Raw genomic sequence first — 15,461 nt, forward strand, 5'->3', positions numbered from 1 at the left:
CATGGCGCAACGCCATGTGAGCTGAGTCTCCGGCTACGCCCTACGGGTGGCGCCCGCGGGCTCCGTCCGGAGGAGGCCGCCGTCCTCGTCGTCCCCGAGGGACGCCTCGGCGAGCCGCGTCAGGACGTCCGCCAGTTCGGGATGCTCCTCAGGCTCCCAGCCGTCCACGTGCCGGCACAGTCCCTCGCGGCGGGCGGCGAAGAGCCTCTCGGCGACGCCCCTGCCGGACGCGGTGATGGCGAGCGTCCCGTCCCGCCGCTTCACGTATCCGGCGGTGACCAGCCGGTCGACGTACGGGCGGCCCTCCCCGACCGTGACGCCGGCGCGGTCGGCGAGGTCGCGCCCGGCGACCGTGCCGTCCTTGGCGATCCGGCACAGCGCCCACACGCTGCCCGCCGGCAGCGCCACCCCGCAGAGGCGGGCCAGGCGGTCGTAGAGTTCGCGCGCCTTCGGGTCGCGGCGCATGAGTTCGCTGAGCACCCGCTCCATCTCGTGCCTGGACGAGCGGACGGTCGGCGCCGCGCCGAAGCCCTCGCCGTAGTCGGGCGTCTGCGAACTGGCCCGCAGCGGCACCTCCCGCAGGAACCACGTCAGCACGAACGCGACCGCCGCCACCGGCACCGCCCACAGGAACACCGAGTCGATCGACTGCGCATAGGCGTGCAGGACGCTGTTCTTGACCTCGGCGGGGAACCTGTCGAGCAGCTTGGGGTTCCCCTGCACAGCCGCGGGATCGAACCCCGGCGGCAGCACCCGCGCCAAGCCCTCGATGTGCGACGCGAGTTGGTTGCTGAAGATGGAGCCGAACACGGCGACCCCGAACGATCCGCCGATCTGCCGGAAGAACGTGACCCCGGACGTGGCCGACCCGAGGTCCTCGTAGGACACGGCGTTCTGGACGGCGATGACGAGCACCTGCATGACCAGCCCCAGCCCGAACCCCAGCAGCGCGAACCGCAGGCTCATCTCCAGCGTGGAGGACGTCTCGTCCAGCCCCGACAGCAGGTACAGCGCCAGCGCGATCATCGGCGTGCCGAGCACCGGGAAGATCTTGTACCGGCCGAAGTGCGTGATCAGCTGCCCGGACCCGATCGAGCTGGCCAGCATCCCGAGCATCATCGGCAGCAGGTAGACCCCGGACAGCGTCGGCGACACCCCGTGCACGATCTGCAGGAAGATCGGCAGGAACGTCAGCGCGCCGAACATCGCGAAGCCGACCGCGAAGCTGATCGCCGCGCCCAGCGCGAACACCCGGTTCACCAGCAGCGCCGGCGGCATGACCGGCTCGGCGGCGCGCCGCTCGACCAGCAGCCACACCGCGATCAGCAGCACCGACCCCGCGGCGAGGCCGATGATCGGCGCGGACGACCAGGCGTACTGCGTCCCGCCCCAGGTCGTCATCAGCACGAGCCCGACCGCCCAGCCGACGATCAGCAGCGTGCCGAGGTAGTCGATGCGGTGCCGCTCGCGGTCGCGGGTCGCGGGCAGGACGGCGGCGATCACGATCAGCGCCAGCACGCCGATCGGCAGGTTGATGTAGAAGACCCAGCGCCACGACAGGTTGTCCACGAACCAGCCGCCGAGCAGCGGGCCGCACACGCTGGACACGCCGAAGACCGCGCCGAACAGCCCCTGGTAGCGGCCGCGCTCGCGGGGCGGCACCACGTCCCCGACGATCGCGACGACGAGCACCATCAGCCCGCCGCCGCCGAGGCCCTGCAGGGCGCGGAACACGATCAGCTCGAACATGTCCTGCGACAGCCCGCACAGCGCCGACCCGATCAGGAAGACCACGATCGACGTCTGGAACAGCCGCTTGCGCCCGTACTGGTCGCCGAGCTTGCCCCACAGCGGCGTGGACGCCGTCGAGGCGAGCAGGTAGGCCGTCACGACCCACGACAGGTGGTTCAGCCCGCCGAGGTCGCTGACGATCGTGGGCAGCGCCGTCGACACGATCGTCTGGTCGAGCGCGGCCAGCAGCATGGCGAGCATGAGCGCGCCGAGGATGACGTAGAGGTCGCGGCCCTTCGGCATCGTCCGCTCGTCCCGCGCCGCCGCGTCCTTCGCCGTCGTCATGCCCTGGCCCCCGCCCGAGATGGTCCGCGTCCGTGCGGGGATCTACCCAGGGGCCGGACGACATCACCCGGCCCCGGCGGGCACGCGATGCGGGGTCAGCGCGGGGTCAGCGCGGGGTCAGCGCAGGATGTCGGAGGCGACCTTCGCCGCGCCGATCCCGGCGGCGCCGCCGGCGATGCCCACGGCCCCCGCGGTCACCCACAGCGGCAGGGACCCGCGGGTCTTCAGCCCGTTCAGCACGTCGAGCGAGTCGACGGCGAGGCCGAGCCGCGCCCACAGCCTGCGCGCGTCGCCGTCGCTGAGCAGGTAGCCGGCGCCGAGGGCGATCTCCCGGGCGGCGAACATCCGGGCGACGTAGTCGCGGCCCGGGTCGGCGGCGCCGCCGAGCCCCATCAGCTTCACGGTCAGCTTCGGCGCGGCGAACGCCGCGAGCCCGAGGGCGACCCGCCCGCGCGCCAGGTTGGTCATCATTCCGTCGACCTTGTCCCGGCCGTCTACTTCCTTCGCATCTGCCACAAGGGTGAGGTTAGCGGTCCGGGCGCGGTGCCGAACCGCCGGGTAACCCGTTCCTTACACGTCTATCGTGCAGGGAGGCGGCACTCCCCCCGCATGGAAGGCGGACCCATGGAAGGCATCCTCGCCCTCGTCGTCGTGTCGCTCCTCGCCGCGTTCTGCGTGCGCTGGGCCGCGGTGCGGCTCCGGGTGCCCATGCCCACCCGCGTCGCGGTGATCACCGTGTTCGTGCTCGTGGTGCTCGCGATGTACGGCCAGCACCTGCGGGGATGAACGGCGTGCGGAGCAGCGGGCGGATTTCTCTTCCGACCGCGTGAACTTACTCCCCCGGCAGTGAGTCATAACTGACGAAACCCGGCTTCACGCCCCGCCCGGCGACGTCCGACCCCGCCCGCCGATCCGTGGAGCCGGCCCGAGCCGAGGGAGTGCAACCAGTGCCGCAACCGGCGCCCGCCGTCCCGCGCAGCGGCGGCACGATCGCCCCGCACCTGAGGCGCCTGCTGGAGTTCGTCGAGCCCGGCCGCGACGACGTCTGCCTGGACGTCGCGCGGGGCCGCGGCCCGATGCCCGCCGCGCTCGCGCCCCGCGTCCGCCACATGACCGCGGTCGACGCCGCGCCCGAACCGCCCGCCCGCGCCGGCACGTCCGGACGCATGGCGACGGTCGAGTTCGGCACGGGCCCGGTCCGCATCACCGGCGACGGCGGGCCGGGCGGCGGGCCCGACGGCGACCGGCTCCCGGCCGCCGCGACGCGCGAGGACCGCGTGCCGCACCCGATCGGCCCCGACCGCCCGACGATCAAGGCCGACGCCACCGCGCTGCCCTACCGAGACAACGCGTTCTCCCTCGTCACGGCCCGGTTCTCGCTCTACACCCTGGGCGACCCGGACGGCGTGCTGCGCGAGCTGCTGCGGGTCTGCCGCCCGGACGGCCGGGTGGTCATCGCCGACCTCGTCCGCGGCAACCTCGCCGGCCCCGAGCGCGACCGGATCGAGCGGCTCCGCGACCCCGACCACCCCGGCACCCCGTCCATCGCCCGGCTCACCGAGATGATCACCTCGGCGGGCGGCAGCATCCGCCGGCTGGACGTGTTCACCGTCGAGCGCCCCATCGAGCCGTGGCTCGCGACCTGCGACGACGCGGCCGCCGACCGCATCCGCGAAGCCCTGATCGACGAGGTGGACGGCGGCCCCAAGACGGGCGCGAAGCCCCGCATCATCGGCGGCGAACTCTGGTTCACCCAAACCTGGGCCCACGTAGCCGCCGAACCCATCCCCTAATCGTTGATCTGCGGCGTGTTGTTGTTATCCGCCGCCGCATAACAACAACACGCCGCAGATCAACGCGGCTCGGGGGGCGGCTGGGGGGCGGTGGGGGGCGCGCGCGGTTAGGGGAGGAGGACGGCGGCGCCTGTGAAGCGGTCTGCGGCTAGGTCGGACAGGGCTCGGTCCGCTTCGTCCAGGCCGTAGGTGTGCGTTGTTACGGCTACGTCCAGTCGTGCGGCCAGGGTCAGGAACTCCTCGCCGTCCGCGCGCGTGTTCGCCGTCACCGACCGGACCTGCCGCTCCTGGAACAGGTACCGCTGGTAGTCCATGGACGGGACGTCGCTCAGATGGATGCCGGCGATCGCGCACGTCCCGCCCCGGTCGAGCCGCTCCAGCGCGGCGGGCACCAGCTCCCCCGCCGGCGCGAAGACGATCGCCGAGTCCAGCGGCGCGGGCGCGGCGTCGAAGGAGTCGCCCGCCCACGACGCGCCGAGTGAGCGGGCCAGCTCGCGGGCGGCCGGGCTGCGGGTGAAGACGTGCACGTCGGCGCCCTCGGCGATCGCGATCTGCGCCGCGAGGTGCGCGGAGCCGCCGAACCCCCAGATGCCGAGGCGCCCGCCCGGCGGCAGTGCGGCGCGGCGCAGCGCCCGGTAGCCGATGATCCCCGCGCACAGCAGCGGAGCGGCCCGGACGTCGTCCAGCTCGGGCGGCAGCGCGTAGGTGTAGGCGTCGATGCCCAGCGCGTACTCGGCGTACCCGCCGTGCGCGTCCCAGCCGGTGTAGACCGACAGCGGGCACAGGTTCTCGGCGCCGCGGCGGCAGAACCGGCACGCGCCGCACGTCCCGCGCAGCCACGCGACCCCGACCCGGTCACCGGCGGCGTGCAGGCACCCCGGGCCGGCCGAGACGACCTCGCCGACGATCTCGTGGCCGGGCGTCACCCCCGGCAGATGGACGGGCAGGTCGCCCTCGGCGACGTGCAGGTCCGTCCGGCAGACGCCGCAGGCCAGCACCCGCACCAGAAGTTCGCCGGGCCCCGGCGACGGCACCTCGCGGTCGGCGCGGCGCAGCGGCCCCGACGCGACCGGGGACGGCTCCTCCACCACCCACGCGCGCATCGCTACGGCGTCAGCGGCAGCTCGAACCAGACGCCCTTGCCGTCGGCCGTCGGGCGGGCGCCCCACCGGGTGGCGAGCTGGTCGACCAGGTACAGGCCGCGCCCGCCCTCGTCGGTCTCGCCCGCGCTGCGGATGCGCGGCAGCCGCATGTCGGAGTCGAACACCTCGACCCACACCATGTCGCGGCCGCGCCGCAGGCGGAGCCGGAACTCCTTGGTCGGCGGCTCGCGGCGGCCGAGGTCGGCGCCGAGGTTCCAGTCGTCCTCGTCGAAGTCGTCGCCGCCGAACGCGGTGCCCTCGAACGGGTCGGCGGCGTCGAGGCCGGCGCCGAACTCGGTGTTGAACTGGACGGGCGGCGGCGCGCCGAGCGGCTCGCCGCCCCGGCCGGGCGGCCCGGCGGGCACCGGGACGACCATCTCCCGGCGCGGCGCCGACGTCGCGGTGGCGTGCAGGACGACGTTCGTGACGACCTCGGAGACCAGCAGGCACGCGAGTTCGGCCTGCTCGTCGAGCATCCCCCAGGTGGCGAACGCGTCGGCGGCCATCCGGCGGGCCTCCGACACCATGATCGGCTCGGCGGTGAAGGTGCGCTCCTCGACGGCCAGCTCGTCGCCCGCGGTGCGGATCACCACGATCGCGACGTCGTCGTCGATGTCGCCGGGCACCGCGTCGTAGGCGGCGTTCGCGACCGCCTCGACGCCGCCGCCCGCGGCCTTCGCGACCGCGGTGCGGACCATCTCCCGCGACTCCTCGCGGGTGTAGTAGTCGCCGTCGTCGCGGGGCCGCCGGTCGATGAGGCCGTCGGTGTAGAGGACGAGGGTGGAGCCCGGCTTCAGCTCGGTCGTCTCCTCGTTGAAGAGGATCTCGCCGCCCATGCCGGGGGCGCGCAGGCCGAGCATGCCGCCCTCGCTCTCGAACTCCAGCTCGCGGACCTCGCCGTCCATGATGAGGAGCGGCGGGTCGTGCCCGGCATTGGCGAACTCCAGGACCCGCGACCACGCGTCGTACACGAAGTAGGTGCAGGACACGAGCGGCGGCCGGACGAGGTCGTCGCTGTTCCACCCGGACCGCATCCGCTCGGGGCGCGTCATCGTCCGGACCCACTCGTCCAGCTTGCGCAGTATGTCGGCGGGCGGTTTGTCGTCCTGCGCGAACGCGCGCAGCGCGGCCCGCAGCTGCCCCATGACGGCGGCGGCGCGCGCGCCGCGCCCCTCGACGTCGCCGATGACGAGGCCGACCCGGCCCGCCGACAGCGGGATCACGTCGTACCAGTCGCCGCCGACCTGCGTCTGTATGCCGTGCCCGTGCGACTCCAGCGGACGGGCCGGCTCGTACCGCCAGGCGATCTGCAGGCCGTCCAGCGGGGGCGGCTTGTCGCCGGGCAGCAGGTGCTTCTGGAAGGCGAGCGCGGTGTCGCGCTCCTCCTCGAACAGGAGTGCGTTGTCGACGGCGAGCGCGACCCGGCTGGCGATGGCGCCGAGCAGGTCGCGGTCGAACCCGTCGTAGTGCGGGTCGGGCCGCTTGGTCAGGTTCGACAGCGCCAGGCTCATCACGCCGAGCAGCTCGCCGCGCACCAGCAGCGGCGCGGAGATCACCGAGGTGATGCCCATCTCGACGCCGAGCCGCCGGGACGACTCGTTCGGCGCCTGGAACCGGTGCTGGATCATGTCCTCGACGAGGACGGCGTCGCGGCGGTCCATCGCCTTGGCGCTGAAGTGGCCGGGCGGGTAGGAGACGGGCTCGCCGACCTCCGCCCAGGTGCCGGGCGGCGGCTCCCAGTCGGCGGCGTGCCGCGACACCCGCCGGTACAGCCGGTCGCCGCTGTAGAGGTCGATGAAGCAGTGGTCGGCGAACTGCGGTACGAGGGTGTCGGCGACGCGGCGGAGGGTGTCCTCCAGCTCCAGGGACCCGGCGAGCCGCTCGCCGATCCGCTCCATCAGCCCGTAGCGCTCCTGCTCGCGCTGGTTGGAGCGCAGCGCCTCCCGCGCGAAGATGACGACGCCGTCGACCGCGCCGGACGGGTGCCGCAGCGGGACGGCGTGCGCCCGCGTGTAGACGGTGGTGCCGTCCGCGCGCAGGTTGCAGAACGTGCCCTCCCAGACGCCGCCCTTGAGGACGTGCTTGGCCAGCTCCGTCGCCTGCTCGTGGTCCTCCTCAGCGATGCCCAGGGAGAGGATCGAGTGGCCGATGATCTCGTCGCCGCCGAACCCGAACAGCTGCCGCGCGAACGCGTTGCCGTAGATGACGTTGCTGAAGCGGTCGCAGACGATGACCGCCATCTCCATCTGGTTGAGGACGGTCTCGGGCGGCAGGCGCGCCTCGTCAGGCGCTTCCCCCCAGTGGTTCATCTCCCCATCCCGATCCTGATGACGGTCGCCGCGCCCGGCCCGGCGATCACCGGCCCGATGATCACTGGGCGTCGCGGCGCGGCCCTCGAACGTGTTCGTCTCGTCGTATTGAACGACGAACCCGCCGCCGGGATACGCCCGAAAGGCGCGAAGGTATGGAGATCTTCGGTATAGACCGCCGGAACCGGTGCGCCCACGCCGGACGTGTCAGCGCCTGCTGACGAAGACGTGTTCGGCGATGTCGCGGGGAAGCTCCGTCGCGGGCCCCTCGTCCTCGTCGTCACTGATCACCCGTACCCCGTCGTCGGTCGCCCGGAGAATCACCTCTCGTCCCGGTTGTATCCCTATCTGCTTGAGTCTAAGCATCAGGTCGCTGTCGCTCTGCACCTGCTCGCTGATCCGCCTGATCACCGCGCCGGCGCCGCCGGGGCTCGCCACGGCGGTCATCACCGACAGGGGCGCGTGGTCGCCGTCGTCGCCGTGCCCGCCGAGTTCGGCCAGGCCGGGGATCGGGTTGCCGTGCGGGCAGGTGGTGGGGTTGTCCAGCAGCGCGACCAGGCGGCGCTCGACGTCCTCCGACATGACGTGCTCCCAGCGGCACGCCTCGATGTGGACGTCCTCCCAGGGCAGGCCGATGACGTTGACCAGCAGGCATTCGGCGAGGCGGTGCTTGCGCATGACCCGGGTGGCGAGACCGCGGCCGCTCTCGGTCAGTGTGAGGTGCCGATCGCCCTCGACCCGGAGCAGGCCGTCGCGCTCCATCCGCGCGACCGTCTGGCTCACCGTCGGGCCGCTCTGGGAGAGCCGCTCGGCGATGCGCGCGCGGAGGGGGATGATCCCCTCCTCTTCGAGCTCGAACACCGTACGGAGGTACATCTCCGTGGTATCGATAAGGCCGTGTGAGGTCACAGCTCCCTCCAGTCTTATGACCAACGAGTCTACTTGCTCGGACCCCGGCCCGCCGGGCCCCGCGAATATCCCCCACAAGCCGGGTAAGGGGAACGCAAGATGAACGCGAAACCTTCCCTGGACGCGGAACCGTTCCTGCCCGCGACACCCGAGGAACGCGCGGATCTCGGCGCGCTGCGCGAGGCGGCGTCCGGCTGCCGGGGCTGCGGCCTCTACGAGAACGCCACCCGGACCGTCTTCGGCGAGGGCGCGCCGGGCGGGCGGCTCGTCCTCATCGGCGAGCAGCCCGGCGACCAGGAGGACCGCCAAGGCCACCCCTTCGTCGGCCCCGCCGGACGCGTCCTCGACCGGGCGCTGGAGGAGGCCGGGATCGAGCGCGGCGACGTCTACGTCACCAACGCCGTCAAGCACTTCAAGTTCAAGACGCAGGCGGGCGGCAAGCGGCGCATCCACGAGGCGCCGAACGCGGGCGAGATGCGCGCGTGCCGCCCCTGGCTGCTGGCCGAGCTGCGGATCCTGGAGCCGGACGTCGTCGTCGCGCTCGGCGCCACGGCCGGCAAGGCGCTGCTCGGCTCGTCGTTCCGGGTGACCAGGCAGCGCGGCCGCCTCATGCCGCTGCCCGACCTGGAGGCGATCGGCACTCCCGCCGCCGCGCGCGAACTCGGCGACGAGCCGCCGGAACGGGCCGACACGCAGCTGCTGGCGACGATCCACCCGTCCGCCGTCCTGCGCGCCGAGGACCGCGACGCCGTCTACAGGGGCCTACTGGACGACCTCAAGATTGCCGCCTCCGCCCTCCGTTGACCTGCGGCGTGTTGTTGTTATGCGGCCGCTCATAACAACAACACGCCGCAGGTCAACGTCAAGGGGTGACGGTTTCGGTCGTTCTTGTGTCGTAGCGGAGCAGGGCGGGGACGGCCAGGGCCACGACGATGACCAGGGCGGCGCAGACCAGGCCGCCGCCCACCCAGGACGCGGTGGCGCCGGCGACGCTCGCGGTCGCGCCCGCCCGGACGTCCCCGAGGCGGGGCCCGCCCGCGACGACGACGGTGAAGACGCCCTGGAGCCGCCCGCGCATCTTGTCCGGCGCGTACGTCTGGAGCATCGACTGGCGGAACACCGCCGACACCAGGTCGGCCGCGCCGCCCACGGCGAGCAGCACCACCGCGAGCCACAGCCGCCCGGCGAGCCCTGCCGCCGCCACGGCCAGCCCCCAGATGACGATCGACACGACGAGGGCGACCCCCTGCTTGCGCACCCGCCCGATCCAGCCGGACGACAGCCCGCCGAGGAACGCCCCGATCGCGATGGCGGCGAACAGCCAGCCGACCGCGGCCTCCCCGCCGAACCGGGTCTCGGCGACCTCGGGGAACAGGGCGCGCGGCATCGCGATCGCCATCGCGATGATGTCGACGACGAACGACATCAGCAGCACCGGCTGCGTGGCGAGGTAGCGCAGCCCGTCGATCACCGAGCGCAGGCCGGGCGAGCCGGTGACGTCGCCGAGCGGCGGGATCGCGGGCAGCCGCAGCGCCGCGTACAGGACGACGGTGAACAGCACGGCGTCGAGCGCGTAGGCCGCCGCGTAGTGCCAGTGGGCCAGCAGCACGCCCGCGAACAGCGGCCCGGCCAGCATCCCGAACTGGCTGGCGGTGAAGTTGAGGGTGTTGGCGGCCGGGACGAGTTCCCGGTCGACCAGCCGGGGGATGATCGCGCTGCGGGTCGGCGAGGCGACCGCGAACCCGACCGCCTGGATCGCCACCACGCCCATGATCAGGGTGAGGCTGCCGACGTCCAGGAGCGCCTGGACGAGCAGCAGCAGCGTCGCGACCCACATGACGCAGGACGACGCGAACAGCAGCCTGCGCCGGTCCATGTGGTCGGCGATCGCCCCGCCCCACAGCCCGAACACGATCAGCGGGACGAGGTTGACGAAGCCGAGCACGCCCACCCACAGCGACGACTTCGTCATGTCGTACACCTGGACCGGGACGGCGACGGCGGTGACCTGGAACCCGACGAACGACACGCCCTGCCCGAGCCACAGCCTCCGGTAGGCGGGCATCCCGAGGGGCCGGGTGTCGATGGCCAGCCGCCGCAGCCTGCCGCGCGCGCCCATGCGCGGCCGCGCGGGCCCCTCCGCCTCCGAGTCGGGATCGGCGTCGGCCTTCCGGACCGTGTCAGGAGCGTCGGCGGGGGGTGGCTGCTGTTCCGGTGTCACGGGGACAGTCTCTCCGCCGTCCAGGCCCCGTGGTCGTCCGCACCCCCCGGAGATACTTCGCGGCGGTAACGAATCCGGTCGTGCAGCCGATCGCGCCGGCCCTGCCAGAACTCGATCGATTCGGGGACGACCCGGTAGCCGCCCCAGAAGTCCGGCAGCGGGACGACGTCCGAGCCCTCCTCGTCGGGCGCCCCGGGCGGCTGCCCGGCGGCCGGATCCGGCCAGCGCGCGGCCGCGTCGGCGTAGTGGCGCTCCAGCGCCTCCCGGCCGGGGATGACGCCCGACTGGTGCTCGCTGGCCCAGGCGCCGAGGCGCGACCCGTACGGGCGCGTCCGGAAGTAGGCGGCCGACTCGTCCCGCGTCAGCTCGGCCACCGGGCCGGCGACGCGCACCTGCCGGTACAGCGGATGCCACGGGAACACGAGCGCCGCGCGCGGGTTCTCGGCGAGATCGCGGCCCTTGCGGGACGTCAGGTTCGTGAAGAAGCGGAAACCCTGCGGTCCGTAGCCCTTCAGCAGCACGAGCCGTGCGCTCGGTTCGCCGTCCCCGGAGGCGGTCGCGAGCACCATCGCGTTCGGCTCCACGAGCCCGGAGGCGTGCACGTCGGCGAACCAGGCGGCGAACAGCGCGAGCGGATCGGCGGGGAGCGCCGACTCGGACAATTCGCCCGACTCGTAAGATCTCCGGAGCCGCGCGGGATCGGGCGTTGGGGAACTCACAGCGTCAGAGCCTCTCACCTGGAGGTTGTGCAACTCGCATGACCCCTGGGTACTGGTCAGTAAGGCGGACAGGGTTCAATGGCACGGCACCGCCTTATCACTCTTGGGGACGAAAGGCAGGACGACATGTCCGACTTCAAACCTGGTCTCGAGGGGGTCGTGGCCTTCGAGACCGAGATCGCCGAACCGGACAAGGAGGGCGGCGCGCTCCGCTACCGGGGCGTCGACATCGAGGAACTCGTCGGCCGCGTCTCCTTCGGCGACACCTGGGGCCTGCTGGTGGACGACAGCTTCACCCCGGGCCTGGCCCCCGCCGATCCGCACCTGCTGCCGGTCACCTCCGGCGACGTGCGGGTGGACGTGCAGAGCGCGCTCCCCACCCTCGCCACCGCCTACGGCATGAAGCCGCTGCTCGACATCTCCGACGAGGAGGCCCGCGCCGACCTCGCCCGGGTGTCGGTGACGGCGCTGTCGTTCGTGGCGCAGTCGGCCCGCGGCGTCGGCGTGCCGATGGTCCCGCAGAAGCGGATCGACGAGTCCGCGACCATCACCGAGCGGTTCATGGTCCGCTGGCGCGGTGAGCCCGACCCGAAGCACGTCCGGGCCATCGACGCCTACTGGGTCTCCGCCGCCGAGCACGGCATGAACGCCTCCACGTTCACCGCGCGCGTGATCGCCTCCACCGGGGCGGACGTCGCGGCCAGCATCTCCGGCGCGATCGGCGCCATGTCGGGCCCGCTGCACGGCGGCGCGCCCGCCCGCGTGCTCCCGATGATCGAGAAGGTGGAGCAGCTCGGCGACGCCCGCAAGGTCGTCACCGACATCCTCGACTCCGGCGACCGGCTGATGGGCTTCGGCCACCGCGTCTACCGCGCCGAGGACCCGCGCGCCCGCGTGCTGCGCCGCACGGCCAAGGAGCTGGACGCGCCGCGCTTCGAGGCCGCCAAGGCCCTGGAGGACGCCGCCCTCGCCGAGCTGCGCGAGCGCCGCCCGGACCGCCCGATCGAGACCAACGTCGAGTTCTGGGCCGCGGTCATCCTGGACTTCGCCGAGGTCCCGACCGCGATGATGCCCGCCATGTTCACCTGCGGCCGCACCGCCGGCTGGGCGGCGCACATCCTGGAGCAGAAGCGCACCGGCCGCCTCGTCCGCCCGAGCGCCAAGTACACCGGCCCGGGCAGCCGCTCGATCGGCGAGGTCGCGGGAGCGGCGGACGTCCTCAAGGGCTGACGGAACCTCCCCCCCACTCCCCCCGCAACGACGCGCCTTGGGGCCCCCGGACCGCTTCCGGGGGCCTTGTGCGTGCCCGCCGGCCGCACGCCCGGCTACTGCGCCGCCGCGCGGCCGTCCTCGCCGTCGCCCGGCGGGCAGGACGCCTTGCCCTGCGTCCCCGCGATCAGGCGGCCGCACACCTGCTTGACCTCGGTGGTCCCGTCCGGCTTGATCGTCGCCAGCAGCACCGGCTTGTCCAGGACCTGGTGGCCGGTGCCGCGGGAGCTGAAGCGCAGGACGCCGCTCGCCCCGTTCCGCAGGACGTCGTGGTCGGGGTCGTTCAGCGCCGCGAACACCGATCCCGCCGACGGCAGCGCCTGCTCCTGCCAGTAGACCTTGCTCGCCACGGTCGCGACGAGGGTCACGGCGTCGTAGGCGACCGCCGCGCGGGTGATGGACGGACGCCGGCCCGGCGCGACGCCACTGCCGGTGTCCTTGTCCGTCATCGCGTGCACGGCCGGGTCGTAGTCGGAGTAGAAGGTCTGCGGCGCCTGGTCGCCGATCCACCGCCACGTCCACGCCTCCCGCGCGGCGAGCGGCGTGAAGTACAGGTCGAAGGTGTTCTTGCGGCCGATCTCGTCGGCGTTGTCGCTGACGTACTTGGCGATCTCGTCGTCCGCCATGACCAGCGGCCGCTTCGGGCACGACAGCTCCAGCACGTTGACGAACGAGCGGAACTCGTCGGAGCGGCCGGCGTAGTAGAACATGTCGGGCTGGTCCTGGCACGCCTCCCGGACGGCCTTGTTCAGCTCGCCCGCGTTCTTGTAGGGGCGCATGAGCGCCTTCCCGGGCCGGAACGCCTTCTCGAAGTCGGCGGCCAGGTTCCGGCTGTAGAGGTCGTCGGGGTCGCCGTCGTAGATGACGACCGCGTCGTCCACCTTCTTGCCGCCCACGTCGCCGTGCCGCGCCCAGTACGCGGCGTGCTCGGCGGTCCGCTCGTTCGGCGAGGCGAGCCGGAAGTAGTACGGCGAGAAGCCGGCGTCGCCGTCCAGCAGCGCCGTCCCGTCGTAGCTGTTGGCGGTGCCGACCAGCGGCAGCGCCGACTTGGCCAGCAGCCTGATCGCGTCCTGCGTCTGCCGCCGGCTCTGCTCGAACCCGACCACGGCGACGATCGAGCGGTCCTTCAGGGCGAGCCTGCGGATCTGCCGGGCGACGTGCACGGCGTACTGGAACTTGGCGCCCGCGTTGGCGATCAGCACCCGCAGCCGCAGGTCCTTGCCCTCGGCGGCGTCGTTGAACCGCTTCTGCGCGATCGCCAGCCCGATCAGCTCGCCCTGCACCCCGGCGAGCAGGTCGATCCGCCGGTTCTCGATCGACGGGTCGGCGGTCACCGGCCCGAGGTAGACGACCGTCGCGTACGGCTTCCCGGACTCCTTGACGTGGTCGTTCAGCGCCTCGATGCGGTCGAGCACCGCGTTCAGCCGGTTGTCGTTGTTCTTGCCGCCGGAGTCCTCGCCGAAGCGGAACGACCCGTCGGTGATGCCGACGCACTCGCCGTTCGCCATCCGCCTGATCCCGAAGGGCGAGCAGTACTTCACCACCTGCACCGAGATCACCGTGATGGACGCCGCCGCGACCGCGACCATCGCGATCCACGGCAGCGCCGGGTGCGCGAGCCGGGGGCGGCGCCGCACCGGCCGGACGGGCGGCAGGTCGCCGCCCGGGTCGCGGGTGATGTCGACGCGCAGCTCGCGGCGGGAGCCGAGCGCGCCGACGCGGCGCTGCTCGCGGGTGTAGCGGTCCCACAGGCCGCGGGCGGCGATGACGCTCTGCGGCTCGCCCGACGACACGTCGACCCGGACGGCCTGCGCGAGCCGGTCGAGCAGGAGCGGCGCGGACGGCTCGTCGCCGGCGGGCGCGTTCGGGTCGACGCCCGCGACGACGATGAGCGGGTCGAACCCGGAGACCCGGTCGCTCGCCTGGCAGTCGGCGCGGACCCGCTCCATCAGCTCCACGAAGGCCACCCCGGGATGCCGGGCCGCCAGGTGCTCGAAGATCAGCACCGGGTAGCGGACGCGGGCCCACGCCGCGCGCCGGTAGTCGCGCCGGTAGTTGCGGCGCAGGTCCTCCAGGAAGGCGGCGACGAGCAGCAGGTCGAGCTGCTCGCCGTGGTCGTCGGGCTCGACCGGGCGCGGGTCGAACACGCCGAGCGCGAAGCCGAGGAAGCCGGTGGAGTCGCGGTCGACGTAGGGCTGGCGCAGGAACCAGCCGAACCGCCGCACCCCGTACCAGCCGCGCGTCCGGGCGACGATCTGCACGGTCACGAACGCCACCCCGATCACGGCGGCGAGCACGGCGGACGCGAGGTCCAGCGCCGCCGCCGTCCCGGCGCTGATCAGCGCGACGACCGCGATCCCGATCGGGGCGATCTGCTCCAGGAACGACAGGAACGTGGCGGGCCGGCTGCGCACCTCCTCCAGGTCGCGCAGGACGTCCCGGCCCCGGCGGCGGATCACCCGGTTCAGCTCGCGGCGGCGCGCGTTCTCGTTGTCGCCGACCGGCGGGTGCGTGAGCCGCCGGACCAGCTGGTGGTTCTCCCGCTCGGCGGACGAGGCGCCGCGCGGCACCGGGCGGTCGCCGGCGAGCCGGATCTCGCGCAGGTCGCGCAGCCACAGCGCCATCTCCAGCAGCGGGAACCGCAGTCCCGGCTCGCCCCGGGCGCGGCTGCTCGGCTGCGACAGCTCCCGCTTGGCCTCCCGCAGCACGCCCGCGACATCGGTGGCCGGCGTGTCGGCGGCGATGTGCGACACCGGGGCCCGCTCGTCCTCGCAGCGGGACTTCAGCATCTCGGCGGCGTGCGCGGTGGCGCGGCCGGGGCCGAGCAGCAGGAGCAGCGGCCGCAGCCGCTCCCGCAGCCTCCACTTCGGCCGCTCCCGCAGCCGTTCGAACAGGTCGAGCACTCCGCGCAGCCGATCCTCGCTCAGGATCCGGTCGCCGTCGCTCGCCATGGCTCACGCCTCGCTTCCCGCTCGCCCTCTCCTTCGCGCTCCCCCGACATGCCCGTCCACCCTTGGACGCGG

12 protein-coding genes are annotated in these 15,461 nt (G+C 73.0%); 4 read left to right on the forward strand and 8 right to left on the reverse strand.

The annotated features are described in order from the left end of the window. Nucleotides 1-33: 33 nt before the first annotated feature. Together ABFX46_RS07790 and ABFX46_RS07795 are read right to left on the reverse strand one after the other, a co-directional pair. Complete coding sequence (locus ABFX46_RS07790) at nucleotides 34-2,076, reverse strand: DHA2 family efflux MFS transporter permease subunit (RefSeq protein ID WP_346040651.1); 2,043 nt, start codon at nucleotides 2,074-2,076, stop codon at nucleotides 34-36. A gap of 117 nt (nucleotides 2,077-2,193) precedes the next feature. Continuing rightward, a complete protein-coding gene (locus ABFX46_RS07795) occupies nucleotides 2,194-2,592 on the reverse strand; it encodes a hypothetical protein (RefSeq protein ID WP_338070964.1) in 399 nt (132 codons plus the stop codon). Nucleotides 2,593-2,700: 108 nt separating this feature from the next. Between ABFX46_RS07795 and ABFX46_RS07800 the strand changes: the two genes are divergently transcribed. Both ABFX46_RS07800 and ABFX46_RS07805 read left to right on the forward strand, forming a co-directional pair. Continuing rightward, entirely contained in the window at nucleotides 2,701-2,862 is a 162-nt protein-coding gene (locus ABFX46_RS07800; RefSeq protein WP_165965296.1) for a hypothetical protein, read from the forward strand. A gap of 161 nt (nucleotides 2,863-3,023) precedes the next feature. Further along, the gene (locus ABFX46_RS07805) at nucleotides 3,024-3,869 is read left to right on the forward strand and encodes a class I SAM-dependent methyltransferase (RefSeq protein ID WP_346040652.1); all 846 of its coding nucleotides are present in this window, start codon (nucleotides 3,024-3,026) and stop codon (nucleotides 3,867-3,869) included. Between the two features lie 107 nt (nucleotides 3,870-3,976). Here ABFX46_RS07805 and ABFX46_RS07810 read toward each other — a convergent pair whose 3' ends face one another. The 3 genes from ABFX46_RS07810 to ABFX46_RS07820 form a co-directional block, all read right to left on the reverse strand. Next, nucleotides 3,977-4,972 (reverse strand): zinc-dependent alcohol dehydrogenase family protein, encoded by a 996-nt coding sequence (locus ABFX46_RS07810; RefSeq protein ID WP_346040653.1) that lies wholly within the window; start codon nucleotides 4,970-4,972, stop codon nucleotides 3,977-3,979. Between the two features lie 2 nt (nucleotides 4,973-4,974). Then, the gene (locus tag ABFX46_RS07815) at nucleotides 4,975-7,320 is read right to left on the reverse strand and encodes an ATP-binding SpoIIE family protein phosphatase (RefSeq protein ID WP_346040654.1); all 2,346 of its coding nucleotides are present in this window, start codon (nucleotides 7,318-7,320) and stop codon (nucleotides 4,975-4,977) included. Between the two features lie 207 nt (nucleotides 7,321-7,527). Next, nucleotides 7,528-8,229: an iron-dependent transcriptional repressor DtxR gene (locus ABFX46_RS07820; protein WP_131939910.1), complete on the reverse strand. Its 702-nt coding sequence runs from the start codon at nucleotides 8,227-8,229 to the stop codon at nucleotides 7,528-7,530. A 99-nt stretch (nucleotides 8,230-8,328) separates the two neighbouring features. On the opposite strand from ABFX46_RS07820, the gene ABFX46_RS07825 reads away from it, so the two are divergent. Next, nucleotides 8,329-9,033: a UdgX family uracil-DNA binding protein gene (locus tag ABFX46_RS07825; protein WP_346040655.1), complete on the forward strand. Its 705-nt coding sequence runs from the start codon at nucleotides 8,329-8,331 to the stop codon at nucleotides 9,031-9,033. 58 nt (nucleotides 9,034-9,091) lie between these two features. Here ABFX46_RS07825 and ABFX46_RS07830 read toward each other — a convergent pair whose 3' ends face one another. Together ABFX46_RS07830 and pdxH are read right to left on the reverse strand one after the other, a co-directional pair. Beyond that, a complete protein-coding gene (locus tag ABFX46_RS07830) occupies nucleotides 9,092-10,450 on the reverse strand; it encodes an MFS transporter (RefSeq protein ID WP_346040656.1) in 1,359 nt (452 codons plus the stop codon). Further along, a complete protein-coding gene (gene pdxH / locus ABFX46_RS07835; RefSeq protein WP_346040657.1) occupies nucleotides 10,447-11,112 on the reverse strand; it encodes a pyridoxamine 5'-phosphate oxidase in 666 nt (221 codons plus the stop codon). Before pdxH ends, ABFX46_RS07830 begins: the two co-directional genes overlap by 4 nt. 183 nt (nucleotides 11,113-11,295) lie before the next feature. Between pdxH and ABFX46_RS07840 the strand changes: the two genes are divergently transcribed. Continuing rightward, on the forward strand, nucleotides 11,296-12,399 hold the full coding sequence (locus ABFX46_RS07840; protein WP_346040658.1) for a citrate synthase 2: 1,104 nt from the start codon (nucleotides 11,296-11,298) through the stop codon (nucleotides 12,397-12,399). Nucleotides 12,400-12,494: 95 nt separating this feature from the next. Here the strand turns inward: ABFX46_RS07840 and ABFX46_RS07845 are convergent, their stop codons facing one another. Beyond that, entirely contained in the window at nucleotides 12,495-15,389 is a 2,895-nt protein-coding gene (locus ABFX46_RS07845) for a type 1 periplasmic-binding domain-containing protein (RefSeq protein ID WP_346040659.1), read from the reverse strand. Between the last annotated feature and the right edge of the window lie 72 nt (nucleotides 15,390-15,461).

The sequence above is a fragment of the Actinomadura chokoriensis genome (assembly GCF_039529475.1).
Lineage (GTDB): Bacteria > Actinomycetota > Actinomycetes > Streptosporangiales > Streptosporangiaceae > Spirillospora > Spirillospora bangladeshensis.